20 protein-coding genes are annotated in these 25,448 nt (G+C 73.5%); 7 read left to right on the top strand and 13 right to left on the bottom strand.

Annotation, left to right across the window (positions count from 1 at the left end; all coding sequences use genetic code 11):
• Positions 1-18: 18 nt before the first annotated feature.
• A complete protein-coding gene (locus tag AB0C35_RS21480) occupies positions 19-1,650 on the top strand; it encodes a DHA2 family efflux MFS transporter permease subunit (RefSeq protein WP_358458465.1) in 1,632 nt (543 codons plus the stop codon).
• A gap of 58 nt (positions 1,651-1,708) precedes the next feature.
• Here AB0C35_RS21480 and AB0C35_RS21475 read toward each other — a convergent pair whose 3' ends face one another.
• Positions 1,709-2,635: an LLM class F420-dependent oxidoreductase gene (locus tag AB0C35_RS21475; protein WP_358458418.1), complete on the bottom strand. Its 927-nt coding sequence runs from the start codon at positions 2,633-2,635 to the stop codon at positions 1,709-1,711.
• Between the two features lie 105 nt (positions 2,636-2,740).
• On the bottom strand, positions 2,741-3,253 hold the full coding sequence (locus tag AB0C35_RS21470) for a hypothetical protein (RefSeq protein WP_358458416.1): 513 nt from the start codon (positions 3,251-3,253) through the stop codon (positions 2,741-2,743).
• 213 nt (positions 3,254-3,466) lie between these two features.
• Here AB0C35_RS21470 and AB0C35_RS21465 point away from each other — a divergent pair, with 213 nt between their 5' ends.
• Positions 3,467-4,495: a glycoside hydrolase domain-containing protein gene (locus AB0C35_RS21465; protein ID WP_358458414.1), complete on the top strand. Its 1,029-nt coding sequence runs from the start codon at positions 3,467-3,469 to the stop codon at positions 4,493-4,495.
• Between the two features lie 16 nt (positions 4,496-4,511).
• Here the strand turns inward: AB0C35_RS21465 and AB0C35_RS21460 are convergent, their stop codons facing one another.
• From AB0C35_RS21460 to AB0C35_RS21445, 4 genes are all read right to left on the bottom strand, one after another.
• Positions 4,512-5,012, bottom strand: a complete 501-nt coding sequence (locus AB0C35_RS21460; RefSeq protein ID WP_358458412.1) for a DUF6221 family protein — start codon at positions 5,010-5,012, stop codon at positions 4,512-4,514.
• A gap of 44 nt (positions 5,013-5,056) precedes the next feature.
• Positions 5,057-6,241, bottom strand: coding sequence for a GNAT family N-acetyltransferase (locus tag AB0C35_RS21455; RefSeq protein WP_358458410.1), 1,185 nt, complete (start codon positions 6,239-6,241; stop codon positions 5,057-5,059).
• Positions 6,242-6,507: 266 nt separating this feature from the next.
• Positions 6,508-7,854, bottom strand: a complete 1,347-nt coding sequence (locus tag AB0C35_RS21450; RefSeq protein WP_358458408.1) for a class I SAM-dependent RNA methyltransferase — start codon at positions 7,852-7,854, stop codon at positions 6,508-6,510.
• Positions 7,847-9,880, bottom strand: a complete 2,034-nt coding sequence (locus tag AB0C35_RS21445) for an APC family permease (protein ID WP_358458406.1) — start codon at positions 9,878-9,880, stop codon at positions 7,847-7,849. Before AB0C35_RS21445 ends, AB0C35_RS21450 begins: the two co-directional genes overlap by 8 nt.
• Positions 9,881-10,116: 236 nt before the next feature.
• On the opposite strand from AB0C35_RS21445, the gene AB0C35_RS21440 reads away from it, so the two are divergent.
• Together AB0C35_RS21440 and AB0C35_RS21435 are read left to right on the top strand one after the other, a co-directional pair.
• The gene (locus AB0C35_RS21440) at positions 10,117-10,782 is read left to right on the top strand and encodes a TrkA family potassium uptake protein (protein WP_358458404.1); all 666 of its coding nucleotides are present in this window, start codon (positions 10,117-10,119) and stop codon (positions 10,780-10,782) included.
• Positions 10,782-11,441: a TrkA family potassium uptake protein gene (locus AB0C35_RS21435; RefSeq protein ID WP_358458402.1), complete on the top strand. Its 660-nt coding sequence runs from the start codon at positions 10,782-10,784 to the stop codon at positions 11,439-11,441. Before AB0C35_RS21440 ends, AB0C35_RS21435 begins: the two co-directional genes overlap by 1 nt.
• Positions 11,442-11,480: 39 nt before the next feature.
• Here AB0C35_RS21435 and AB0C35_RS21430 read toward each other — a convergent pair whose 3' ends face one another.
• The gene (locus AB0C35_RS21430; protein ID WP_358458463.1) at positions 11,481-12,095 is read right to left on the bottom strand and encodes a DUF3159 domain-containing protein; all 615 of its coding nucleotides are present in this window, start codon (positions 12,093-12,095) and stop codon (positions 11,481-11,483) included.
• 193 nt (positions 12,096-12,288) lie between these two features.
• Positions 12,289-12,711: an OB-fold nucleic acid binding domain-containing protein gene (locus AB0C35_RS21425; protein WP_358458400.1), complete on the bottom strand. Its 423-nt coding sequence runs from the start codon at positions 12,709-12,711 to the stop codon at positions 12,289-12,291.
• Positions 12,712-12,843: 132 nt separating this feature from the next.
• Here AB0C35_RS21425 and AB0C35_RS21420 point away from each other — a divergent pair, with 132 nt between their 5' ends.
• Together AB0C35_RS21420 and AB0C35_RS21415 are read left to right on the top strand one after the other, a co-directional pair.
• Positions 12,844-14,334, top strand: a complete 1,491-nt coding sequence (locus tag AB0C35_RS21420; RefSeq protein WP_358458398.1) for an MFS transporter — start codon at positions 12,844-12,846, stop codon at positions 14,332-14,334.
• Between the two features lie 131 nt (positions 14,335-14,465).
• Positions 14,466-15,383, top strand: a complete 918-nt coding sequence (locus AB0C35_RS21415) for a TIGR03619 family F420-dependent LLM class oxidoreductase (protein ID WP_358458396.1) — start codon at positions 14,466-14,468, stop codon at positions 15,381-15,383.
• 6 nt (positions 15,384-15,389) lie between these two features.
• Here the strand turns inward: AB0C35_RS21415 and murJ are convergent, their stop codons facing one another.
• The 4 genes from murJ to AB0C35_RS21395 all read right to left on the bottom strand — a co-directional run bounded on the left by murJ (position 15,390) and on the right by AB0C35_RS21395 (position 23,622).
• Positions 15,390-17,222 (bottom strand): murein biosynthesis integral membrane protein MurJ, encoded by a 1,833-nt coding sequence (gene murJ, locus AB0C35_RS21410; protein ID WP_358458394.1) that lies wholly within the window; start codon positions 17,220-17,222, stop codon positions 15,390-15,392.
• A gap of 110 nt (positions 17,223-17,332) precedes the next feature.
• Positions 17,333-18,691 (bottom strand): FtsX-like permease family protein, encoded by a 1,359-nt coding sequence (locus AB0C35_RS21405; protein WP_358458461.1) that lies wholly within the window; start codon positions 18,689-18,691, stop codon positions 17,333-17,335.
• A gap of 5 nt (positions 18,692-18,696) precedes the next feature.
• Positions 18,697-19,494, bottom strand: a complete 798-nt coding sequence (locus tag AB0C35_RS21400; RefSeq protein ID WP_358458392.1) for an ABC transporter ATP-binding protein — start codon at positions 19,492-19,494, stop codon at positions 18,697-18,699.
• Positions 19,495-19,629: 135 nt separating this feature from the next.
• Entirely contained in the window at positions 19,630-23,622 is a 3,993-nt protein-coding gene (locus tag AB0C35_RS21395; protein WP_358458390.1) for a HEAT repeat domain-containing protein, read from the bottom strand.
• 48 nt (positions 23,623-23,670) lie between these two features.
• On the opposite strand from AB0C35_RS21395, the gene AB0C35_RS21390 reads away from it, so the two are divergent.
• Positions 23,671-24,372: a PIG-L deacetylase family protein gene (locus tag AB0C35_RS21390; RefSeq protein ID WP_358458389.1), complete on the top strand. Its 702-nt coding sequence runs from the start codon at positions 23,671-23,673 to the stop codon at positions 24,370-24,372.
• A 241-nt stretch (positions 24,373-24,613) separates the two neighbouring features.
• Here the strand turns inward: AB0C35_RS21390 and AB0C35_RS21385 are convergent, their stop codons facing one another.
• Complete coding sequence (locus tag AB0C35_RS21385; protein ID WP_358458387.1) at positions 24,614-25,447, bottom strand: DUF3710 domain-containing protein; 834 nt, start codon at positions 25,445-25,447, stop codon at positions 24,614-24,616.
• Position 25,448: the final 1 nt, after the last annotated feature.

The following is a 25,448-nucleotide window of genomic DNA, read 5'->3' as shown; positions in this document are numbered from 1 at the left end:
TCCGGGCGGCGTCGGTTCGTGATCCTGGCCGCCGAGATCATGGACATGCTGGACGCGCTGATCACCAACATCGCGGCCCCCACGATCCGCGCCGAACTCGGCGGATCGGCCGCCACCGTCCAGTGGCTCGCCGCCGGTTACACCCTGGCCATGGCGGTCGGCCTGATCACCGGCGGCCGGCTCGGCGACCTCTACGGGCGGCGGCGGATGTTCCTCGTCGGCGCGGCCGGGTTCACGCTCGCCTCGCTGCTGTGCGGCGTCGCGGTCTCCCCCGGAATGCTGGTCGGCGCCCGCGTCACCCAGGGTCTGTTCGGGGCGCTCATGCTGCCGCAGGGCATCGGGATGATCAAGCAGATGTTCGGGCCTAAGGAGATGGGCGCCGCGTTCGGCCTGTTCGGGCCGGTGATGGGGCTGGCGTCGGTCGGCGGCCCGGTGCTGGCCGGCTGGCTGATCGGCGCCGACCTCTTCGGCACCGGCTGGCGGATGATCTTTCTGATCAATCTGCCGTTCGGCGCCGCCGCCGTCGTGGCCGGCCTGAAGTTCCTTCCCGCCGGACGTTCCGAGCACGCCTCCCGCCTCGACCTCACCGGCGCGGCGCTCGCGTCCCTCGGCGCCGGGCTGCTGATCTACCCGCTGGTGCAGGGCCGCGAGCACGACTGGCCCGCCTGGACGTTCCTGATGATGGCCGCCTCGCTCGCCGTCTGGGCCGTGTTCACCTGGTACGAGACCCGCAAGCAGCGCGCCGGCGGCGACCCGCTCATCGTCCCGAGCCTGTTCCGCAAGCGCGGCTTCACCGGCGGCCTGGTCGTCGGCCTGGTGTTCTTCTCCGGCATGGCGGGGTTCGCGCTGGTGCTGGCCCTGTTCCTCCAGATGGGTCTCGGATTCTCCGCGCTCAAGGCCGGTCTCGCACAGATCCCCTGGTCGGTCGGCATCGTCATCGGGTTCGGCGTCGCGCAGGGCCTGCGGCGCTTCGGCCGCAAGGTCATCCACGGAGGCACACTCACCATGGCCGCCGGCATCGCTGGGCTCTTCGCCACGCTGCAGTACGCCGGCATCGACGTCACGCCCTGGCAGATCGTCCCCGCCCTGACGGTGACCGGGCTCGGCATGGGCATGCTCATGGCGCCGTTCTTCGACACCGTCCTCGCGGGCGTCGACCCCGAGGAGACCGGCTCGGCGGGCGGGACGCTCACCGCGGTCCAGCAGCTCGGCGCCGCGTTCGGCGCGGCCGTCCTCGGGACGATCTTCTTCGGCCTGCTGGGCGGCCACGTGACGGCCGCGGCGGACGACGGAGCCGCCGGGCTGCGCGAAGACCTCGCCGCCGCGTCCGTCCCCGCCGCACAGCGCGACCGCGTCGTGGACGGCCTGCGCGCCTGCGGACACGACCGCGCCACCGCCAAGGACGCCGCGGCCGTGCCGGCGTCCTGCCACCGGCTCCAGACCGGCGTCCAGGCGGCCATCGCCTCCGCGCCGCAGTCGGCCGCCGCCGTCCAGAAGGCGGTCGCGGACGCCGGCGAGCACTCCGCCAAGGCCGGCTTCACCGCCGCCATGAAGATCACGCTGTGGGTCGAGGTCGGGCTCCTCGGCCTCACGTTCCTGGCGACCTTCCTGCTGCCCGAGCACGCGCGTCCAGAGGAAGAGACCGTCTGACGGAAACGACGAGGCCCGCGGCCGGGGGACGTCCCCGGGCGCGGGCCTTCGCCGTCCGTCACACCTTGGCGAGGACCTCCGCGGCCAGGAGCTCCAGGTGGTCCAGGTCCTGCAGGTCGAGCACCTGCAGGTAGATGCGCTCGGCGCCCAGCTCCCCGAACCGGCCGATCTTGTCGACCACCTCCCCGGGCGTGCCGGCCAGGCCGTTCTCGCGCAGCTCCTGCACGTCCCGGCCGATGGCGTCGGCGCGGCGCTTCAGCTCGGCCTCGTCGCGGCCGCAGCACACGACCTGCGCGGCCGAGCAGACCGGCGGCGTCGTCCGGCCGGCGTCCGCGCACGCCGCGCGGACCCGCTCGAACGCCTCGCCCGTCTCCTCCACCAGCTTGAACGGGACGTTGTACTCGTCGGCGTACCGGGCGGCCAGCCGCGGAGTCCGCTTCAACCCGAACCCGCCGATGATGATCGGCGGGCCGCCCGCCTGGGCGGGCTTGGGCAGCGCGGGCGAATCGGCCAGGGTGTAGTGCTCGCCGCTGAACGCGAACGTCTCGCCGGCGGGCGTCCCCCACAGCCCGGTGAGGATCCGGACCTGCTCCTCCAGCCTCTCGAACCGCTCCCCCAGGCTCGGGAACGGGATCCCGTAGGCGGTGTGCTCCTGCTCGAACCATCCCGTCCCGATGCCGAGGTCGACCCGTCCGCCGCTCATCTGGTCGACCTGGGCGACCGAGATCGCCAGCGGCCCCGGGTGGCGGAACGTCGCGGACGTCACCAGCGTGCCGAGCCTGATCCGGCTGGTCTCCCTGGCCAGCGCACCCAGGGTGATCCAGGAGTCGGTCGGGCCCGGCTCACCCGTCACGCCGCCCATCTTGACCCAGTGGTCCGAGCGGAAGAACGCGTCGAACCCGAGGTCCTCCGTCGCCTTGGCGACCGCCAGCTGTGTCTCGTAGGTCGCCCCCTGCTGGGGCTCAGTGAAGATCCGAAGTCGCATGCCCCCATCCTGCTACCTGCGCGGCGCTGCTCGGGCCACCGGGTCAGAGCCCCTGACGATCCCGGGTGCCGGTGGTCGGCGAGGCCGCCTTCCGGGACGACTCCCCTACGGGATCGTCGCGCCGGCCCGGGCCGTCGCGAGGGCCGACTCGGTGAGGGCGAGGTCGGCGGTCTTGGCGACGCGCACGGCCGGGAAGCCGCGGGTGGCGTCCGCCTTGCCCCACGTCACCTTCCCCCGGAAGGTGATCTTCTGCCCGGCCGCGGCCCGCCCGGACACCTTGGCCTTGATCACGCCCTTGACCTTCCGCCCCTTCTTGACTGTGCCGAGGCGGCAGACGACCTTGCGCTTCTTGGACGTGCAGTTCTTCTCACCGGACACGAACTCCAGCGACCTCGGCAGCGTCGTCCGGAACACCGCCTTGCCGGACTTCGCCGGGCCCTTGGCCGCCACCTTGAACGTCCACGCGTAGGTGCGCCCCGGCATCACGTCCTTCTTGGGGGCGGCCGTGCGGAGCACCACGCCCTCATCGGCGTGCGCCCCGGACCCCAGCGGGACGACTCCCAGCAGCGGCACGGCCGTCAGCAAGGCGAGACCGCGCTTCTTCCCCGTCCAGATCACAATGAGCCCCCCGTGGCCTGCGGTTTCTTTCGGACACGTCCGTTCTAGCGATCCCCGGGCCGTCGACCTAGCGCCATGTCGGTGTGTCGTCACAGACAGTGATCTCTGGCCTCCGCGCCCGTATTGGAGCGTCTTCCGCCGAATCCCCTGCGCCGTCCCGGGAGCGCGCTGTTGAATCGACGATGACCGACCCCCCGACCGTGGAGTTCACCGGTGGCCGTTTTCGGTGTCGACTACTCATGGGGCCGCCCCGGCGTGGCCGCGCTGAAACGCGCCGGGGTGAAGTTCGTGTGCCGCTACCTGTCGCACGACACGACCGGCAAGAACCTGACCCGCGCGGAGGCCGACGACCTCTCCGGCGCCGGAATCTGGCTGGTGGTCGTCTGGCAGACCACCAAGTCCAGGCCGCTGGCCGGACGGTCCGCCGGAGAAGCCGACGCCAGGGACGCGGCCCGCCAGGCCGAGGCCTGCGGCATGCCCGGCGACCGCCCGATCTACTTCGCCGCCGACTGGGATGCCTCCCCGGGCCAGCAGGACGAGATCAACGCCTACCTCGACGGCGCGGCGAGCGTCATCGGCCGCGGGCGGGTCGGCCTCTACGCCGGCCACGGGCCGATGAAGCGAGCGTTCGACGCCGGGAAGATCAGCTACGGCTGGCAGACCTACGCCTGGTCGGGCGGCCGATGGGAGGCCCGCGCCCAGCTCCAGCAGTACTCCAACGAGCACACGCTCAACGGCGCCGCCGTCGACTACGACCGTGCCGTCGCAAGCGACTACGGGCAGTGGCGCGTCGGCGTCTCGCCCGAGGGAGACGACATGCCCGACTACGTGTCCGTCGGAACCGGCACCGAGCAGCGCCTCGCCCCCGGAAAATGGACGAACGTCACCTGGGAGGACGAGTACTCCGACCGGGAGCGCCAGCATCGGGACCAGGGCGGCCCGGACGTCCTGACCGGCTCCGCCCACTACAGCATCTCCGTGGGGGCGACGGTCACCGGCGTTCCCGCGGGCACCCTCATCCAGGCCCGCGTGATCGAGGTCGAGACGGAGGACACCGCCAAATACCAGGGCGGCCCCGTCCAGGACTTCCTGTCCGTCGGCGACAGCACCCACCTGGTGTACGGGCTCGCCGCCGACACCGTCACGGCGGGCCACCGGGTGCGGTTCCAGCTGATCCAGCACGGCACCGCCGACGCCGCGGTCGCGGGCGGCAGCGCCAAGGTCCTCTTCTGGAGACGGTGACGCCCGGAAAGTTCCCTCAGACCCGCCAGGCCGCCCGGTACGCCGGGTGGTCGGCGTACGGCATCGCGAGGAGCCGCAGCGTCGTGCAGCCGCCCTCCCGGACGCGCTCGCCGCACGCCTGGCAGACGCCCGTCCCGTTCATCCGCGAGTGCATTCCGAGCAGCCGCCGCTTGACCTGCACCTCCGCCACCACCCGCCCCGGCGAGTGGCGTGCCATGTGCAACGCGACGCCCTCCTTCACGAACGACACGTCCAGGACGAGATGCGGCCCGAAACCCGGTCGGCTCTGCCACGGGTACTCGTTGACGCTCCGCAGCGAAACCGGCCTCTGCAGATGGTCCATCGGCCGCCGCCCCAGCCGCAGCCGCTCCCCGGTGTGCGGATCGACCCACTGCCACCGCTCGTCCCCCGACAGGTCGGCTCCGCCGTTCGGACGGGAACGGTAGTCGGCCGCCCACCGCGCGGTGTCCTCGTCCTCGAAGAGCCGGGCCCGCAGGAACTCCACCAGATCGCTCACAGCCACTCCAGTACCGCCGTCCACAACCGGCACCGATCTTGCCATCAGAAATCGTCGTTGATGTACGGGGCCAGCGGGACGGTCAGCGCGGCGTCCAGCCGTGCGGCCGCGCCCGGCGCGTGCTCGGCCACCGCGCCGACGCGGGCCAGGGTGGCCAGGCGGTTGCCGCCCAGGTAGACGGCGGCCAGGTCGGCGGCCGGCAGCGTGAGATCCGGCGCCGCGGCCGTCCGGTCGCAGGCGGGGGCGGCGCCGGTGGTCAGGCGCCAGCGGCCCTGGTTCGCCGGGATCCGGTCGTCGAGGACCTCCAGGACGAACGTGTCATCGGTGGCCCAGGACCGGGAGCGCAGCGCGGCCGGGACGTCGACCAGCCGGAGCCAGAGTGCGCCGTAGTCGCGGTTGACGACGACCTGGTCGGGGTCTGCGGCCATGTGCGGGAGCAGGTCGTCCACGGGACGGCTCGGCGCCTGGATGCGGGATGTCAGGTCGATCGACGCGAGATACCGCCAGAGCGCCGCCTCCGCCTCCGGGGTTTCGGCGACGAGATCCACGACCCTGACCGTTTCCTCTTCGCTGGTGCGGTACACGGCGTAGCCGGCCGGATGGACGACGACGCGCGGCTCGGTGAAACCCGGGGCCTCATGGCCGACGGGGCGCAGGACGGCCCGCGTCCACCATTCCGGGTCGCGGACCAGGCCCCCCGGGCGACGGGCGAGCGCCCGGCCGTGGATCGGGTCGAGCGTTCCCGGCGCGGAGGCGGCGTCGACCATCCGGAGGGGCCGCTCGTCGGGGACGGTGCGCAGGCCGAGGGGCCGCGACGTGTCGACCTCCAGGCTGATCGCCCGGGTCGCGAGACCGAAGCCGTACCGGCCGTAGATGACGCCCTGGGACGCCCAGAGCGCGGCGACGGGACGGCCGGCGGCGACGGCGTCGGCGTGCATCCGGTCCATCATGGACGTGAGGACGCCGCGCCGCCGGTGAGTGGGCAGCACGCCGACGAACGTGACCGCCGAGCAGTCGAGGAACGCGCCGGGGACGGCGAGCCGCATCGGAATGGAGGCGAGCTGCCCGGCCAGGACCTCGCCGTCATAGGCGCCGATCCGCTCGGCGCGGCGGACCCGCCACGAGTCGCGCTCGTAGTCGTCCTTCTCGATGCGGATATGGAACACCATGCCCGCGAGGTCGACCATGCGGTCGACGTCGGCCTCGGGAATCTCCCGGATCTCGATCACAAGTCCACGGTATGCCGCGGCGCAACCCGGTTTTCCAGGTGGCCGGCCGTGTCTCCGCCCAGGCTCCAGCCCCGGCCGCGGCCCCCGGTGTCCTCCGCTAGAGCCGGCGCTCCACTCCGGACGGCGCTCCGCCCCGGACGGCGGTCAGCCGGACGGCGCTCCACTCCGGACGGTGGTCGGCCGGACGGTGGTCAGCCGGACGGTGGTCAGCCGGACGGTGGTCGGCCGGACGGTGGTCGGCCGGACGGTGGTCGGCCGGACGGTGGTCAGCCGCGGATCAGGGTGGCCAGGCATTCGACGTGCTGGGTCATCGGGAAGGCGTCGAAGGCGCGCAGGGACTCCAGCGTCCAGCCGCGCTCGCCGAAGTAGGACAGGTCGCGGGCCAGGGTGGCGGGATCGCACGACACGTAGGCGATCTTGCGGCCGGCGAGCCGGGTGATCTGCTCGACGACGTCGCGGCCGGCGCCCGTGCGGGGCGGGTCGAGGACGACGAGGTCGGCGCGGCGGACCCGCTCCCCGCCCCGGTGACCGGCGCTCCCGCCGCCGCGCTTGTTCTGCGCGCGGGACCCGCCGGACGCGCGGCCGAACTCCAGGTCGGCGACGACCTCCTCGACGGGGCCGCGCTCGATGGACACGTTCGGCAGGTCGCGCAGGTTGAAGCGGGCGTCGCGGACGGCCTGCCCGTCGGACTCGACGCCGACGACGAGCCCGTCCCGCCCGACGCGGTCGGCGAGGACGCCGGCGAACAGGCCGACGCCGCAGTACAGGTCGAGGGCGATGTCGCCCGGCTTCGGTTCGAGGGCGTCGGCGACGGCGTCGGCGAGGAGCTGCGCGGCGCCGGGGTGAACCTGCCAGAAACCGCTGCCGCTGATCTGGTACAGCCGTCCCGAGACCTCTTCGCGGACGTAGGGCAGCCCGGCGCCCGGCTCGGGCTTGCCCCGGACGAGCCGGACCGGCACGTCCAGCCGGGGCACCCGGATCTTGCGGCGGTCACGGCCGCGGAGCACGACCAGGCGGTCGCCGGTGGTGGCGGAGACGATGCCCTCGACACCGGACGCGCCCGGCCAGCGCTTGCGTTCGATGCCCATCAGCTCCACGCCGGGGTGGGCGATCAGGCATTCGTCGATGGGCTCGATGTCGTGGGAGCGGTGCCGGCGCAGGCCGACGGCCCCCGACGAGACGGAGAACTGCACGCGGGTTCGCCAGCCGAGCCCGGGCGGCGGCAGCACTTCGCTCTCGACCGGGTACGGGACCTCTTCGACGGTCACCGTGCGGGTGATCCCGGCGAGGCGCTCGAGCTGCTCCTCGACCACGGCGGCCTTGAGGGCGCGCTGCGCGGGCAGCGAGGCGTGCTGCCAGTCGCAGCCGCCGCAGCGTCCGGGACCGGCGAACGGGCACGGCGGCTCGACACGGTCCGGGGACGCCTTGATGATCTCCACGGCGTCGGCGCGGAGGAAGTTCTTGGTGCGGTCGGTGACGCGGGCCCGCACCCGTTCGCCGGGCAGGGCGTGCCTGACGAAGACCACGCGGCCCTCGTGCCGGGCGACGCAGAAACCGCCGTTGGCGACGTTGCCGACCTCCAGGTCGAGGACGTCGGGCTCCAGATCAGTCACGGTCCGAAACACTACCGCCACCGGGGCGTGCCCCGGTCCGCGGCGGCCGCCGCGACGCGCCGGGCCCGGGGGGCTCGACCCGTCCCTTGAGCCGGTCGGACGACTGCAGCTGCCACGCGACGCTCGTCACCATGACGCCCGGCTGGAAGAGCAGCCGGCCCTTCAGCCGCAGGGCGCTCTGGTTGTGCAGGAGCTGCTCCCACCAGTGGCCGACGACGTACTCGGGGATGAACACGGTGACGACGTCGCGGGGGCTCTTGCGCCGGACGCCCTTGACGTAGGCGAGGACCGGGCGGGTGATCTCCCGGTACGGCGAGTCGAGGATCTTCAGCGGGACGGGGATGTCGAGCGCGTCCCACTCCGCCTGGAGGCGCTGCGACTCCTCGGCGTCGACCGCCACGGTCACCGCCTCCAGCGTGGAGGGCCGGGTGGCGCGGGCGTAGGCGAGCGCCCGCAGCGTCGGCTTGTGGATCTTGGAGACGAGCACGATGCCGTGGTTGCGGGCGGGCAGCACGACGTCCTCACCGGAGGGCACCAGCTCCTCGGCGACCCGGTCGTAGTGCCGCCTGATCCCCTTCATCAGCAGGAACAGGACGGGCATCGCGATGCAGACGATGTAGGCGCCGAGCGCGAACTTGGTGGTCAGCACGACGACCAGCACGATGCCGGTGAGGGTGGCGCCGAACGCGTTGATGCCGCGGGAGGTCTTCATCCGGCGGCGCTGCGCCGGGTCGCTCTCGGCGGCCAGCAGCCGGTTCCAGTGCCGGACCATGCCGACCTGGCTGACGGTGAAGGAGACGAAGACGCCGACGGTGTAGAGCGGGATCAGCCGGCTGACGGACGCGTCGTAGGCGTAGATCAGCAGCCCGGCCATGGTGGCGAGGATGACGATGCCGTTGCTGTAGGCGAGCCGGTCGCCGCGGGTGTGCAGCTGCCGCGGCAGGAAGCGGTTCTGCGCGAGCACCGAGCCCAGCACCGGGAACCCGTTGAAGGCGGTGTTGGCGGCCAGGAACAGGATCAGCGCGGTCATCGCGGCGACGAGCGCGAAGCCGACCTCGAAGTTGCTGAACACGGTGTGGGCGACCTGCGCGATCACCGGGTCGGCGTGTTCGACCGTGCGCCCGGTCCCGGGGTCGACCAGGTGGGCGCCCTGGTCGGGCTCGGCGACCTTCACGTCGGTGATGTAGGCGAACGCGGTCACGCCGCCGAACATCGTCATCGCGACGAGACCGAGCATCAGCAGCGTCGTCGCGGCGTTCTCCCCCTTGGGCTTGCGGAACGCGGGCACGCCGTTGCTGATGGCCTCGACCCCGGTGAGCGCGGCGCAGCCGGACGAGAACGCCCGCAGCAGCAGGAAGACCAGCGCGAACCCGGCGAGGTCGGTCTCGTCGCCGCGGATCTCGTAGCCCGCGGTCTCGGCCTCCAGGTCGTCGCCCGCGACCAGGCGGACCAGGCCCCACGCCAGCATGCTGAAGATCGCGAACATGAACAGGTAGGTGGGGATCGCGAAGGCGACCCCGGCCTCCTTGAGGCCCCGCAGGTTGCCGATCGTGAGCAGCACGACGATGCCGATCGCGACGGCGACCTCGTGCGGCCGCATGAACGTCAGCAGGGCGCCGAGGTTCTCCACGCCGGACGACACCGACACCGCGACCGTGAGGACGTAGTCGACCAGCAGCGCGCTCGCGACGACGACGCCCCAGTTGCCGCCGAGGTTGGTGGTGGCGACCTCGAAGTCGCCGCCGCCGCTCTGGTAGGCCCGGACGTTCTGCCGGTACGAGGCGACGACCGTCAGCAGGATCACCACGACCGCCGCGGCGACCCACGGCGTGTAGCTGTACATCACCAGGCCGCCCGCGGCGAGGGCGAGAAGGATCTCCTGCGGGGCGTAGGCCACCGACGAAAGGGCGTCGCTGGCGAAGACCGGCAGCGCGATGCGCTTCTTGAGGAGCTGTTCGTGCTGCTGGGCGCTGCTGAGCGCGCGGCCGACGAGCAGCCGCTTCGCAAGGTCCGAAACCTTTGGCACGGGAGGAGACTCTAGCTCTTGGGAGGGACGCCGCGGTTCCGCTCCCCGGCGTCCCGTGAGGGAAAGCTGGTTGGGTAGTACTCGCCTGGGCGCATGTGTAGGTTTGCAGCCCGGCAGGGATCATTCACTGGAAACGATCCTCGGGTGCAGCACGGCGTCGGCGGCGCAGCGACGAAGCCGTGCGCGGCGCGGGGGGTACAGGGGGAGGGTCCCCCTGGACGGAAGAAGGAACGGCCGTGCATATCGTGATCATGGGGTGCGGGCGGGTCGGGTCGACCCTCGCCCACATCCTTGAGGACAAAGGCCATTCGGTGTCCATCATCGACCAGAACCCGGAGGCGTTCCGCCGGCTGCGCAGCGGGTTCCGGGGCCGCCGCATCACCGGTTTCGGATTCGACCGCGACGTGATAGCCGAGGCGGGCATCGAGCGCGCGTCGGCGTTCGTGGCCGTCAGCAGCGGCGACAACTCCAACATCATCTCGGCCCGGGTGGCGCGCGAGACGTTCGGCGTCGACAACGTGGTGGCCCGGATCTACGATCCCCGCCGCGCGGAGGTCTACCAGCGGCTCGGCATACCCACGGTCGCGACGGTGCGGTGGACCGCCGACCAGATCCTGCGCCGGCTGCTGCCCGAGGGCGCCGAGCCGCTGTGGCGCGACCCGACCGGCGCGGTCGTCCTCGCCGAGCTGGACTCCGGGCACCTGTGGGTGGGCGAGAAGGTCGGGGCGCTGGAGGAGCACGCCGGCACCCGGGTGGCGTTCCTGTCGCGGATGGGTGATGCCCTCGTCCCCGAGCGGGACACGGTGATCCAGGACGGTGACATCGTGCACATCATGGCGGGCGCCGATGACATCGAGCGCGTCAACGCCGCCGTCGCGGCACGGAACGGGGAGGACGCCTGATGCGGGTCGCGATCGCCGGAGCGGGCGCGGTGGGCCGTTCCATCGCCCAGGAGCTGCTGGTGAACGGCCACGAGGTGCTCTTGATCGACAAGAACCCCAAGGCCATCAAGGTCGAGATGGTGCCGCGGGCGGAGTGGCTGCTGGCCGACGCGTGCGAGATCTCCGCGCTGGACGACGCGGCGCTGGAGCGCTGCCAGGTCGTGGTCGCCTCGTCCGGGGACGACAAGGTCAACCTGGTGGTGTCGCTGCTGGCCAAGACCGAGTACGGGGTGCCGCGCGTGGTGGCCCGGATCAACCATCCGAACAACGAGTGGCTGTTCAACGAGTCGTGGGGCGTGGACGTGGCCGTGTCCACCCCCCGGCTGCTGTCCGCGCTGGTGGAGGAGGCGGTCAGCGTCGGCGACCTGGTCCGGCTGATGACGTTCCGGCAGGGCGAGGCCAACCTCGTCGAGCTGACCCTGCCGGACGACGCGCCCCTCGGCGGGCAGCGGGTCGGGTCGGTGGACTGGCCGCGCGACACGGCGCTGGTGGCGATCCTGCGCGAGGGGCGGGTGCTGGTCCCGACGTCCGACGACACGCTGGAGCCGGGCGACGAGCTGATGTTCGTGGCCAGCCAGGACGTGGAGGACGAGCTCGCCGAACTTCTCGGCGGCCATTGACGTCCGCTCCGATTCACGGAGACCCGCCCGGCCGGACGGTCAGGCGGGTTTTCCGCGTTCGATGGGGGTGCGGCCGCGGGCGAGGAGCCACACCATGGCCGACAGCGCCGCCACCTGCAGCGGCCAGCCCATCGCGATCTTGGCGGCGCCGAGCAGGCCGCTCTGGTCGCCGTCGGCGATGTAGATCGGGTACTGGACGACGACGCGCGCGACGCACGGCAGCAGCAGCAGCCAGGTGAGCCGGGAGCACAGCTTCACGATCCCGGGGTCGCGGCGCCAGGCGGTCGGGTCGCCGGTGACCGAGCCGATGATGAAGCCGACGATGGGCCAGCGGACCGCGATCGAGAAGATCATCACGGCGGCGTACCCGGCGTTCAGCATGATGCCGGGCAGGAACGCGTCCTCGGCCTTTCCGGAGCGCAGCGCGAAGAACGCGGCGATCGCGATGCCGACGAGGCTGTTCAGGACGAACTGCGGGCTGGAGCGCTGCGCCAGCCGGACGCCGAGCAGCACCACCGCGGCGCCGATGCCGGCGACGACGGCGAGCTTGACGTCCTCGATCACGACATAGGTCCCGGTGAAGGCGATCACGGGGACGGCGGCCTCGATCATGCCGCGGACGCCGCCGAGCGCCTTGCTCAGCTGCGCGCGCACGGCCGCCTCGACGGTGTCGTGCGCGTTCGCCTCCCGCTCCGTGCCGGAGGCGGGGGATGCCCCGGCCTCGCCGGCGGTCTCCGCGGGCTCCTCGTCCCCGCGGCCGCCGGACGGCGTGGTCTCCGCCCCCACGCCGCTTCGTCCGCCCGTTCCCAGTTCGCTCACATCGCACTCCCGGCCGCTCGCGGCGGCCTCACGAACCGCCGCGCAGTTCGTATCGCGGATTGAAGATGACCTTGCGTCCGTCCTGCACGCTCACCAGCCCCTCGGCGCGCAGCCTGCGGCCGGGGTCGATGCCGGCGATCCGGCGGCGGCCGAGCCAGACGAGGCTGATCACGTCGGTGCCGTCGTAGAGCTCGGCCTCCAGGGCCGGGGCGCCGCCCCGCGGCCGGAGCGTCACCGTACGTAGCGTACCCGCCACGCGGTGCCGCTTGCGCTCGGCGCAGTCGGTGATCGGGGTGGCCCCCTCGCCGCCTGCGCTCTTCTGCAGATCCTCGGCCTCAAGCTCGGCGTTGCTCGACGCCATGCGCCGCAGGAAGCGCCGCAGGCCGCCTTTGCCGCCCTTGCCCGGTTGCGGCCCCGCGCCCGGCGATGTGCCGGCCGAAACCTCGTCCATGCCTCGAAGCGTATGACATCCCCGGATGAATCGGTCCCCTCACCTTGTCCCGTCTCGCCCAGCAGTGGAATGAAGCGTTCCGTTCTGCTACTCTTGGAACAGAGCATTCCGCTCCAACAGGAAGGAAGAGCCGTGACCGCCACGCTCGACACCCCGGTCGCCGCCCCCGGAACCACGCCGTCCGGAACCACGCCGTCCGGAAATGCACCGGACCCGCGCCGCTGGCTCGGCCTGTCCGCGATCCTGGCCGCCACCCTGCTGAACCTCCTCGACTCCACGGTCGTGAACGTGGCCGCCCCAGCGATCCGCGCCGACCTCGGCGGCTCCTACGCCGCGCTGCAGTGGATGGCCGCCGGCTACACCCTCGCCCTCGCCGTGGCGCTGCTCACCGGCGGGCGGCTCGGCGACATGTTCGGCCGCCGGCCCGTCCTGCTCGCCGGCGCGGCCGGGTTCCTGGCCACCTCGGTCGCCTGCGCGTTCGCCTGGTCGCCGGAGACCCTCATCGCCGCCCGGGTCGCGCAGGGACTGTGCGCCGCGGTGATGATCCCGCAGAGCTTCGGGCTGATCCGGGACCTGTTCGGCGCCGCCGACATGGGCAAGGCGTTCGCCCTGTTCGGCCCGGTGATCGGGCTGGCCACCATCCTCGGCCCGGTCGTCGCCGGGCTGCTGATCGACGCCGACCTGTTCGGCACCGGCTGGCGCGCGATCTTCCTGCTCAACGTGCCGATCGGCGCGTACGCCTTGATCATGGGCGCCCGGGTGCTGCCCGCCCCCGCCGCCACCGACCGCCGCGGCGGCCTGGACGTCACCGGCATGCTCCTCGGCGGCCTCGGCATGAGCATGCTCGTCTACCCGCTCGTCCAGGGCCGCGAGCTCGGCTGGCCTGCCTGGACCCTGGCGCTGCTCGCCGGCTCGCTGCCCGTCCTCGCCGTGTTCGTCCTGCACCAGCTGCGACGCGCCCGCGCCGGCCGGACGCCGCTGGTCCGGCTGACCGTCTTCGCCAGCCGCTCCTACAGCTCCGGGGTGCTGTTCGTCATCGTGTTCTTCGGGACGATCACCGGTTTCTCCCTCGCCGTCGGCCTGTTCCTGCAGCTCGGCCTCGGCTACACCCCGCTCGCCGCGAGCCTGGCCATGGCGTCCTGGGCGATCGGCGCGTTCGCCGGGTCGGCGTTCAGCGGCATGACGATGACCACCCTCGGCCGGCACATCCTGCACATCGGGCTGTCGATGATGGCCGCCGGCATGGTCGCGCTGTACACGGTGTTCGAGACGGCCGGGACGGGCCTCGGCGGCTGGCACCTGGCCGCGCCGCTGCTGCTGTTCGGCGCCGGCATGGGCATGATCTTCGTCCCGCTGTTCGACATCATCGTCGCGGGCATCGCCGACCACGAGGTCGGGTCGGGCTCGGCGGCGCTGGAGTCGGTCCAGCAGCTCGGCGCGACGCTCGGCATCGCGATCCTCGGCACCGTCTTCTTCGGGGCGGCCGGCGACCCGGCGGCCGGGCACGCCATGGACCCGTCCGCCGCGCTCGGCGCCGCGAAGCAGGTCGCCGCGCTCACCCTCGCCCTCACCCTGGCCGCCGTCCCGGTGGCCTTCCTCCTCCCCCGCCGGGCCCGCGGCTGACCTTCGCGCCGCCTCACCGGACTCGCCGCCCCGCGGGCGCCCCCGCGGCCGGCGAGTCCGGCGTTTCCGGGCGATGAGTTCCGTTCATCCGGCCGGTCCTCATCTGTGCACCCGAGACGAAGGAGAACGGCATGAGCGGCGTGGAACTCGGAATCGGCCTGCCGACGAGCGGCCTGCACGCCTCACCGGAGGCGATCGCACAGACCGCGGAGGAGGCGGAACGGATCGGGCTCGGCTCGGTCTGGGCGTTCGAGCGGCTGCTCCGCCCGACCGTCCCCATCGCGATGGGCGGCAAGGGAGGGCCGGTGATGGACCCGCCGGAGGCGTTCGGCACCGTCTACGACCCGCTGGAGACGCTCACGTACGCGGCCGGCCGGACGAGCCGGATCCGGCTCGGCACGAGCGTGCTCGCCGCGCTGTTCCACAACCCGGTCGTGCTGGCCCGCCGGATCGCCACCCTCGACCGGCTGAGCGGCGGGCGGCTGCTGGTCGGCCTCGGGCAGGGCTGGATGGCGCAGGAGTTCGAGGCGGCGGGCGTGCCGATGGCGCGGCGGGGCGCGGGGTTCGGTGAGCACATCGAGGCGATGCGGGCGGTGTGGGGGCCCGACCCGGTGCGGTTCGACGGCCGCTTCTACCGGATCCCCGAGTGCGAGATCGGCCCGAAGCCGGTGCGGCCCGGCGGCCCCGCGGTCATGGTCGGGGGCGTGGCCCCCACCGCGATCGAGCGGGCGGCTCGGCTCGGCACCGGCCTCAGCCTGGTGGTCTTCGAGTGGGACATGCTGCGGGACACGATCGAGACCTTCCGCCGCGCCGCCGAGGCCGCCGGGCACGACCCGTCCGCCCTGCCCGTGACGGTGCAGGTGAACGGGGACGTCACGGCCGAGCCCCTGGACGGGCGCGCTCCGCTGACCGGGTCGCCCGAGCAGGTTGCGGGCGACCTGACCCGGCTGAACGACCTGGGCGTCCACCACGTCCTGTGGATGTGGATGAGCGACACCGAGCCCGCCGAGCGCCTGCGGCTCATGGAGCGGCTCCTCGCCCACGCCTGACCGCGGTCAGGACCCGCGCAGGCGGGCGGCGGCCATGGCGGTGAAGTAGCCGATCTCCGGGACGTTCATCAGGCGGGCGGCGAGGACGTAGAGCGCCCCGCCGCCGAGGCCGCCGACGAGGACGGCGAGCAGGTCGGGGAGCCGGTCGCCCGGCATATGGCCGAAGGCCCAGACGACCGCCGCCGCGAACGCGACGGCGGGCAGGGCGGCCAGGTGCAACCGGGTGAGCGCCCGCAGGATGCGGCGCCCGTCCATCCCGCCGAGCCGCCTGCGCAGGACGAGGGCCGCGCCCGCCGCGCCGGTCGCGTAGAACAGCCCGTACGCGACCGGCAGCCCGATCACGACCTGCCGCGCCGGGACGGTCCACAGCAGCGCGAACGCCGTGACCGCCTGCGCGATCCCGGCCGGGACGGCGATCAGGCCGGGCGTGCGGGTGTCGCCGAGGGCGTAGAAGACGCGCATGAGGAGCTGGTGCAGCGTGAACGGCAGCACCATCACGGCGAACACCATCAGGACGACGCCGATGCGCCGCGCCCCGTCCGGGCTGAGGCTGCCGTAGGCGAAGAACACGACCGAGCCGGGGACCGCGAACACCAGCATCCCCAGCCACAGCGGGACGAGCAGCGCGCAGGCGAGCCGCAGGCCGCGGGAGAAGTCGGCGCGGAGCAGGTCGCGGCGTCCCTCGGCGACGTGCGCGCTCATCCTCGGCAGCAGCGCCGTGATCACCGAGACCGCGATGATCGCGTACGGCAGCTGGAAGACGACGAGGGCGAACTTGTAGGTGGCCAGGCCGCTGCCCGCCACCGCGTGCCCGGCCTCGGCGGTCGCCCGGTCGGCGGCGCGGGTCGCCACGTTCGCGGTCACCAGGACGCCGATCTGGGCGACGACGATGTAGAGCAGCATCCACGTCGCGGTCCGCGCGGCCTCCCCGAAACCGGAGCCGCGCAGGTCGAGGCGCGGGCGGAAGCGGAACCCGGCGGACCACAGCATCCAGCCGAGGAGGCCGCTCTGCGCGACGGTCCCGAACGCGGAGCCGGCGCCGAGGAGGGTGAGCTGGGCGTCGGTCACGGTCTCGGTGGTCTGCCCGCGTCCCGCCGCCCACAGGAACAGCAGGCCGGCGCCCATCGTGATCAGGTTGTTGGCGACGGGCGCCCACATCGGCGCCCCGAACCGCCGCCGGACGTTCAGCAGCGTGCTGGCCAGGCCGCTGACGCCGATGAAGAAGATCTGCACGAGCAGCAGCCGGGTGAGCAGGACCGCGACCTCGCGCTGCCGGCCGGTGTACGCGCCCGCGTACAGGGAGATCAGCTGGTCGGCGGCGAGCACCGCGACCACGGTCAGCACGCCGAGGGCGAGCAGGACGACGCCGAGCAGCCGCTGCTCGGTCGCCTGTCCCCCGTCGGCGTCCCGGATCCGCCGCCTGACCAGGAACGGGACGAAGACGCTCGCCAGCAGCCCGCCGAGCAGCAGCTCGTACACCGTGTACGGGATCATCTCGGCGGCCTGGTAGGCGTCGCCGAGCAGCGCGGTCCCGAGCGCCGCGCCGATCACGACCGTGCGCAGGAAGCCGGTCAGCCGGGAGAAGAGCGTCCCGATCGCCATGACGGCGCTGGAGTGCGCGACCCCGGGCGGCGCCGCCTGCGCGGCGCCGCCGATCTCGTCGCGCTCCGAACCGGGCCGGCCGGCGGTGCCCGGGTCGCCGACGTCTCCGGGGTCGCGGACCGGGACCAGCCCGGTCTCGGGTTCGCCCGGCGGCTCGGCGCGCTCGGCCTCGTCGATGACCCCCGGCATGAGGATCCGGCCCGTGCCGCCCGTCCTGCGCTTGTGCGGCCCGTCCATCGGCACCACCCCCGGACGCGCCAGTATGCCCCGTGGCCCTGGACCGGGAAATGCGTGAGCGCTCACCCTGAATGGATGAGCACTCACGGTCCGGCCGCCCCCGCGCACACTCAGTTGAGCGCCGCCTCGACCGCCGGGACGCGGATGGTGCGGCGTGTCGCGCCGTAGGCGGTCACCCCGGTGACGACGGCGGCGAGCGCGACGACCGCGAGGTAGGTCCACACGTCCCCGTCGGGGGTGAGCGTGTCGCGCCGGGCCAGGCCGAACGGCACGATCGTGAAGACCGCGGCGACCGTCCCGACGATCACGCCGGTGACGGTCAGCACCACCGACTCCAGCGCCGCGGTGGCGAGCACCTGCCGGGGCGTCGCCCCCGCGAGCCGCGTCTGCCCGAACTCGCGCCGCCGGTGCGCGGTCGCCGCGATCAGCGTGTTGACCAGCATGATCGCGGTGAACAGCACCACCATGCCGATCACGACGAAGTTCAGCGTCTCGATGTTCTTCTGCTCCGCCGTCTTGGCCAGCCCGGCCGCCTCCATCGCCGCGTTCTCGGTGGCCTGCAGGAACAGCGTGCCGACCGCCGTGCCGACGAACAGGATGATCGGCGTGACCGCGGCGGCCATGGCGCCCGTCCGGCGGCGCATCACGCTCGCCGCGAGGTCGCCGGTCGCACCGCCCAGCACCCGGATCGGCCCGGCCGCCAGCGCCGTCACCCGGCGCATGATCGCCGGCGCGAGCAGCGCCAGCCCGATCGCGGCGAAGATGTCGGCCTGCCCGGACGTCGCCATCGCGTCGCTTCCCTTGCCGTCCATCACCGTGACCGTGATGATCGCCTCGCTCAGCGCGAGGAGGAGGAAGAGCACCGCGAACACGATCCGCTTCCTGCTGAGCCTCCCGGTGTCGGTCGCCGCGGCCGTCATCGACTCGGCCACCCGGACGCGGGCGGCGCGGCGCGCGGTGATCAGCGCGGCGGCGGTCGCGGACACGAACATGATCCCCAGGCCCATCGTCAGCGCGATCGGCCCGAAGCCGTAGCCGACCTCCGCCGGGACCTGGCCGGTGTCGTGCAGCAACCCGAGCAGGCCCCGGCCGAGCAGCATCGCGGGGAAGATCCCGAGCAGCGCCGCCGCCACCGCCAGCCCCGCGGCCTCGCCGACGATCATCCGGGCGAGCTGGCCGGGGGTCGCGCCGACGCTCTTCAGCAGCGCCATCTCCCCGGCCCGCTGCCGGACCGACAGGGTCATGGTCGAGGCGACCGCGAAGACCACCAGCAGCAGGCCCCAGCCGCCGACCACGTTCGCCATGATCACGAGGGTCTCGCGGGCCGTCCCGGTCGCGCCGCTCGCCTCCGCGGTGTCCAGCATCGAGGCGAACGCCATGATGATCGCCGAGCCGAGGAACATCGCGAGGAAACTCGCCGTGAACGCCCCGGCCCGCCTGCGCAGGGAACTGATCGCCAATCCGAACATGCCGCTCACGCCCCCGCCATCGTCCGCTGACGCTCGACCTCGTCGGCCAGGTGCGTCATCCGCTCCGCGACGGCCTCGGCGGTCGGCGCGGCCTGGTGCCCGACGATCCGCCCGTCCGCGAGGTACAGCACCGAACCCGCATAGGACGCGGCGACCGGGTCGTGGGTGACCATCACCACCGTCTGCCCGAGCATCTGCACCGACTCCTGGAGCAGGCCCAGCACGTCACGGGCGCTGCGCGTGTCGAGCGCGCCCGTCGGCTCGTCCGCGAACAGCACCCGCGGCTCGGTGACCAGCGCCCGCGCGATCGCCACCCGCTGCTGCTGCCCGCCCGACAGCTCCGCCGGCAGGTGGCCGAGGCGGTCGCCCATGCCGACGCGCTCCAGCACGGTCCGCGCCCGCGCCCGGTCCACCTTGCGGCCCGCGAGCTTCAGCGGCAGCACCACGTTCTGCATGACGTCCAGCGTCGGCAGCAGGTTGAACTGCTGGAAGACGAAACCGATCCGGCTGCGCCGGAACTTGGTCAGCGCGGCCTCGCCGTCCCCGGACAGCTCGGTGCCGTCCACGAAGACCCGGCCCTCGGTGGGACGGTCGAGGCCCGCCGCGCACTGCAGCAACGTGCTCTTACCCGACCCGGACGGGCCCATCACCGCGGTGAACGACCCCGTCGGAAGCGACAGCGACACGCCGTCCAGCGCGACCACCCGGTTGCCCTCGGCTCCGTACACCTTGCGCACGCCCGCCAGGCGGAGCGCCTCACCCGTGCGCCGTCCTGCCGGATCCGGGCCCTTACGTCCGAACATCGTCCTGCCTCCAGCCCGGCGCCCCTCATGGGCGCCTCCGGAAACGAAGTTACGGACGGTGAAGGCCCAAGAGGATGGGTCCAGCACGCCGATCGGGGTAGGCAAAACCCCACCGTTCAGCCGCGCCGCCGCGGCTCAGCCGATCCCCTCCAGCACGGCGGTGTAGCGGTGCCGCCGGTCCGGGCGGGCGCGGCCCTCGGCATGGCGCAGCGCCGGAACGGCGGGTGCACCGATCATGACGAGCGCCGCCGCGGCGGCGGCGCGGACGGGCTCGCGGGGATGGGCGAGCAGGGCGACGAGTCCGGGGATCGCGGGCTCCCAGGCGGCGTGGCCGAGGGTCCTGACGGCGGCGCGGACGACGTCGGGCTCGGGATCGTCGAGGAGGCGGGTCGTCTGCTCCAGGTACCGGGGCCGGTCCAGGACGCGCCGCGAGATGCGGTGCGCGTGCAGCCGCACCTTCGTCTCGCGGTGGACGATCAGCTCCGCGAGCAGCTCCTCCAGCTCGGGGTCGGGGTCGGCGTGAGCGTCCTCGTGACGTTCGGCGAGGCCGGTGAGCGCGCGGCGGACCTGTTTGGGGCCACCCTCCCTGGCCTGCCGGAACAGCTCCGCGCGTGCCGGTTCGCGGACGGCGCCGGCCCTGCGCTCGCGCAGGCTCCTCAACGCGGCCTCGTCCTGGACGGCCGCTCCGGGTTCCCGCAGCGGGCCGGCCTCCAGGACGAGCAGTTCCGCGAGGTCGTCGCGTCCCTCGTCGTGCAGGCGCCGGAGGACCCGGTCCAGTTCGGGGGTGCGCAGCAACGGCCGCCGCGCGAGGAGGTCGAGCAGCCCCCAGGCGCCGGTCGCGAGCCGCGCGGAGACGGCCCCGGCCACGACGTCGGGCGACGCGCGCCGGAGCGCCCGGCCGGCCGCGTCCCGCGCGGCGGCGTCCCCGTCCTCCCAGGCAGCGATCAGGGCGGCGACGAACCGGTCCAGGCCGGCCGGTTCCAGGTGGACGGCCAGGCGCGCGAACCGCTCGGCGGTCTTGCCGTCTCCGTCTCCGTCCCCGTCCAGGTCCGCCAGGGCCGCGTCGTCCAGGGCCCGCGCCAGGGCCGTCGTGACGGTGAGGTCCGCGCGGCCGTGCAGGAACGCCTTGAGGACCGCGAGCCTGGTCTGCGGCTCGGGCCAGCCGAGCAGAATGCGGGCCGCCGTCTCCCGCCGCTCCGCCTGCGCGTCGCCCAGCATCTCCAGAAGGCGCAGCCGCTGGGCGCCGGAGCGGGGCTGGTCCAGGTCGCCGGCACGCGGCGTCCGGACTTCCGGGCCCGGGCGGCGGGACTCCTCGGCGAGCGTCCAGGGCGGGGCGCCGAGCGGCTGCAACTCCACCATCCAGTCGAGGAGGACGCCGCGCACGTCTGGCGGGGCCTGCCGGAAAACGCTGATCAGCGCGTCGAGCACGTCCCGCGACGGCGCGTCCGTCCGGGCGCGCGTCCGCCGCAGCGACGCGATGTCGCGGACCTCGCGGCCGAGTTCCTCCCGGAGCGGGGCGGAGCCTTCGACGGGCTCCTGCCCGAACGCCTCTCGAAGGACGGCCTCCACCTCCCGCTCCGGGCGTTCCGCACGCCCGGCGGCGGCCACGGCCCGTTCGAGGTCGTCCCGCGTCGGAATGGCGCCGCAAAGGCGCAGCAGGACCAGCGCCGGCCGGCCGAGCTCCAGCCGGCGCACCCGCTCGGCGATCTCCAGCCGCCCGGCGGGCCCGGCGCGCGGGATCGCCTCCTCCAGCAGCCGGAGCAGCCGGTCGTGATCACCGGGGATCGTCAGGCCGTCGGCCAGGGTCGCGGCGGACCGGGCGAACACCTCCAGTTCGGCGTCCGGCCACGGCGGCGGGCAGATCCCGCCGACCAGGCGGAGGACGCGAAGATCGGAGCCCGCCATGTCCAGCCAGCGCGGGAGCATCGGACGCAGACGCGCGAACGGTGGAGTCCGGGGCTCGCGCTCGTAGGCGTCCACGACCCGGCGCGCGACACCGGCGTCCCACCCGTGATCGAGCAGAGCGTCCACATCGGGGACCGGCGAGGGCTCCTTCGCCCGAACCGTGATGCCGCGCCGGGCCAGCGCGGCGACCTCCCGCGCGCCGAGCAGGCCGTCGAGGCTCCGCAGCAGCAGGGGCCGGTCCGGTTCGCGTTCCGCCGCCGCGAGGACGGTCGCGGCGAAGGCGTCGCCGAGGACGGCGCGCAGCGCCCCGGTGAGCGCCTCCCGCAGACCCGGGTTGTCGTGCCGGCCGAGCCAGAACAGCAGCTTCGGGACGGCCCCCGGCGCGCCCGCCCGGGCCAGGGCCGACGCCGCCGTCTTCTTGACGTTCATGTTGGGGTGGTCGAGGCAGTCCGCGATCGCGGGCGCGGCCCAGTCCGCACCGGCCTCCGCCAGCGCGAGGATCGCCTGCCGGACCGTCTGCGCGTCACCGGCGGCGGTGAGCGGGATCAGGCTCGCCGACAGCGCCCGCGCGTCGCCGCCGTCCGCGGCGAGGACCGCGATCACCCGCCCGCGGACGTGCCGGTCGCGGTGCCGCAGCAGCGGATGCACGCGCGCCCTCGTGCGGCGGTAGGGGGCGCGGCGCAGCACGTCCAGCAGAGCCGTCAGCTCCGCCGGCCCGAGCCCCGGACGGTCCAGCAGGCCGAGGACCATGTCCGCGAGCACGGCGTCGCCGGCCTCCCCCGCACCGGCGGCGTCCAGCAGGCAGCGGGGCCGGAGCGCGCTCCGCCGGAAGAGGCGGCCGCCCAGGTCGCGAACGGCGGCGAGGGCCTCGTCCAGGTCGGGCGCCTCCTCTTCCGACACGACCCGGAGCAGCAGGTCGGCGATGGCCGGCAGCGTGGTCGCGTCACCGTTGCGGGCCAGCCTGCGGAGCGCCTCGGCCGGGTTCTCCGGGTCCAGGTCCGCGCGGAGCAGCGCCAGTTCCCGCGGGTCGGGCCCGCCGAGGTCGTCGGCGATGCGGCGGGGCACATCGCGCGGGTCGAGCCGTTCCAGGACGGCTCGCCGCGCTCCCGCGTCGCCGGTGAGGTGCCAGAGCAGTTCCAGAGCCCGGTGCCTGAACGGCCGGAGATGCGGGGCGATGCCCCCGCCGTCCAGCCCCAGCCCGGCGCGCAGGACCGCGACCGTCCGGGCGCCTCCGACGGCTTCGAGGGCGCCGAGGGCCTCCCGCGGCGAACGCGGCAGCAGGGCCAGGACGGTCTCCTCGGCGGCCGTGTACCGGAGCCGGCGGAGCGCCCGCAGGAACGGCGCGGGGTCGGCGCCGGCTTCGGCGCAGCGGCGCACCGCTGCGGCGACGGCTTCGCCGATCTCCAGGCCCGGCACGCCCTGCTCGTCGAGCGCGATCAGCAACTCCAGGCGCCGGGGCCAGTCCCCGTCCGCCGCCGTCAGCTCCCGCAGGGTCTCGTGCCTGCGCGAGTACAGGACGGTGGCGAGGTCCCTTGCGGGGACGCGGTGGTCGGCGAGGGCCAGGCCGACGATCGCCGGGACGTCCCGTCCGGCCGGGAAATGGCCGCGCCGGTGCATGCCGCCCAGGCACGCGACGGCGGGGCCCGCGAGCAGCAGCGGATCCCGGGCGGCGATGGCCACAAGGGCGCCGGCGTCCTCGCGGGTCGCCAGGCCGCCGAGCAGTTCCAGGGACCGGCGCCGCAGCGCCGGGGGCCGCGCGGGGTCGGCGGCGAGGCCGGTGAGGACGTCACGATGGCCGTGCCGGGCGGCGACCTCGACCGCGGCGTCGGCGGGCCCGGTGCCGAGGAGGCGGCGGACCCGCTCGTGCGGGAGCGGGTCGAGCGCCGCCCACGGCTCGGCGAGTTCCCGCAGCGCGTCCGGGACGTCGGCCGCGAGCCCCTCGACGACCGCCCGCGCGCGGGCCGGGGCCATCAGGGCCGCGTGGAGGGCCTCACGTGTGATCCGGAAGGCCTCGGCCCGGAGCACGGCGTCGGGACGTCCCGCCAGTCCGGCGACGAGCGGTTCCGGGTCGTCCACGTCCAGCGCGCCGATCCCGCGCACCGCCTGGTAGAGCAGTTCGCCGGCGGGCTCGTCCCGGACACGTTCCGGACGGCCGATGATCCCGCTCCGCAGCCGCCTGATCCGCACGGGAACGGACGGCTCCGGGGATTCGGCGGCGGGCATGGCGCCGATCTTAGGCTTCGCGCGGGCGGCATCGGACAGGATGAGGGGATGGAAGCGGTACCTGAGGACTGGGAAAGGGCGCTGACGATCGTCGCGCACCCCGACGACCTGGAGTACGGGGCGTCCGCGGCGATCGCCAAGTGGACCGGCCGGGGCAAGACGGTGACGGAGGTGCTGGCCACCCGCGGTGAGGCCGGGATCGACTCGATGGACCCCGATGACGTCCGCCGGATCCGCAGCGCCGAGCAGATCGAGGCGGCCCGCCGGGTCGGGGTCGACGACGTCGAGTTCCTCGACCTGCCCGACGGCATGCTGGAGTACGGGCTGACGCTGCGGCGCGCGCTCGCGGGCGCGATCCGGCGGCACCGGCCCGAGGTGGTGCTGTCGATCAACTTCCGGGAGTCCTTCGCCGGCGGCGGCTTCAACATGGCCGACCACCGGGTCCTCGGGCTGGCCGTCGCGGACGCGATCAGGGACGCGGCCAACCGGTGGGTGTTCCGCGACCTCGGCCTCGAACCGTGGCAGGGCACCCGGTTCGCGCTGTTCGGCGGATCACCGCGGGCAACGCACTATGTGGACGTCACCGGGCACCTGCGGGCCGGCATCGACTCGCTGCTCGCGCACCGCGTGTACCTGTCGAATCTGGGCACCGGGTTCGACGCGGCGGCGTTCCTCACCGGCATCGCCGAGCAGGACGGACGCGCCGCCGGCGTCGAGCACGCGATGGCGTTCGAGATGATCGAGACCTAGACGACAGGGTCGTGGACGACCGACACCTAGCGGCGGGCGTTGGGCCGCTTGCCCTTGTTGCTCTTGCTGCGCTTGCGGGCCCGGCGTTTGCGCGTCTTCTTCGACATGTCCCGATTGACCACCCGGCGGGCGTCCAAGGCAAGGGGGCGGACGTCCGGCACACGGCAAAAACCCGCCCGGCCGCACGACCGAAAAGGCGTGCGGGCGGGCGGGCCGATGTCGTCCGGTCCGGCGGTCCGGGTCAGCGGACCTCGGTGATCTCGGGGCCGCGCTCGAAGGGGCTGAAGGTCTCCTCGCCCTCCTGCTCCTCCTCGCCCTCCTGGCCGGCCTCGCTGAACTCCTTGGGGATCTGCAGCTCCAGCAGCTCGCGGGGCGGCATCGGCGCGTCGCCGCGGTGGACGACCACGCCGCGCAGCACGTCCTCCAGGACCTGCCACTGCTCCTCGTCCTCGATCGCGGCGCCCTGCACCACGGCCTGCAGGAACCAGCGGGGGCCGTCCACGCCGAGGAAGCGGATGATCTGCGGCGCCCAGCCCTGCTCGACGAACTCGGCCGGGATCTGCTCGCGGACCTCCTTCGGCATCTCCGCGAGGACCTCCTCGGTCAGCGCCGCCGGGACCATCGCCAGCAGCTCGGCGCCGAACGGGCCGTCGCCCTCCTGGGTCTGGCCCTGCGCCTCCTCCTGGATGTCCTTGGCGGTCTCACGGCGCACGTCGTCCCAGATGCCGCTGCGCTTCGGCGCCGCGAACACCTGCAGCTGCATGGCGCTCTCCTCGTACTGCACCAGCACGGCGACGGGACGCCCGTCGAGCGGGTTGCCCTCCTCGTCCACCTGGGTGGCCTCGAAGTTCACCTGGAAACCCAGCCCGGGCGCGATCGGCACCTGCATGGCCCCGAAGTCGAGCCGCTGCAGCTCGGGGAAGGAGTCCTCGGAGTCCCACGGGCCGCCCTCGGCGGACTCCGCCTTGGCGGACTCCTCCTCCTCAGCGGCCTCCGCCGGCTCCTCGGTCACCTCGGGCCCCTGCTCAGGCCCCTTCGCGGGCTCCTCGGCCTGCCGGCGACGTCCAAAAGCCACG

The sequence above is a fragment of the Spirillospora sp. NPDC048819 genome (assembly GCF_040650055.1).
GTDB lineage: Bacteria > Actinomycetota > Actinomycetes > Streptosporangiales > Streptosporangiaceae > Spirillospora.
The sequence above is the reverse complement of the archived record's forward strand: the minus strand, read 5'-3'. Positions and strand labels throughout refer to the sequence as shown.

Bases quoted from the DNA above. Each gene is read 5' to 3' on its own strand.
- AB0C35_RS21475 (WP_358458418.1), bottom strand. From the start codon at position 2,635: ATGCGACTTCGGATCTTCACTGAGCCCCAGCAGGGGGCGACCTACGAG.
- AB0C35_RS21435 (WP_358458402.1), top strand. From the start codon at position 10,782: ATGCGGGTCGCGATCGCCGGAGCGGGCGCGGTGGGCCGTTCCATCGCC.
- AB0C35_RS21425 (WP_358458400.1), bottom strand. From the start codon at position 12,711: ATGGACGAGGTTTCGGCCGGCACATCGCCGGGCGCGGGGCCGCAACCG.
- AB0C35_RS21415 (WP_358458396.1), top strand. From the start codon at position 14,466: ATGAGCGGCGTGGAACTCGGAATCGGCCTGCCGACGAGCGGCCTGCAC.
- murJ (WP_358458394.1), bottom strand. From the start codon at position 17,222: ATGGACGGGCCGCACAAGCGCAGGACGGGCGGCACGGGCCGGATCCTC.
- AB0C35_RS21405 (WP_358458461.1), bottom strand. From the start codon at position 18,691: ATGTTCGGATTGGCGATCAGTTCCCTGCGCAGGCGGGCCGGGGCGTTC.
- AB0C35_RS21400 (WP_358458392.1), bottom strand. From the start codon at position 19,494: ATGTTCGGACGTAAGGGCCCGGATCCGGCAGGACGGCGCACGGGTGAG.
- AB0C35_RS21395 (WP_358458390.1), bottom strand. From the start codon at position 23,622: ATGCCCGCCGCCGAATCCCCGGAGCCGTCCGTTCCCGTGCGGATCAGG.
- AB0C35_RS21390 (WP_358458389.1), top strand. From the start codon at position 23,671: ATGGAAGCGGTACCTGAGGACTGGGAAAGGGCGCTGACGATCGTCGCG.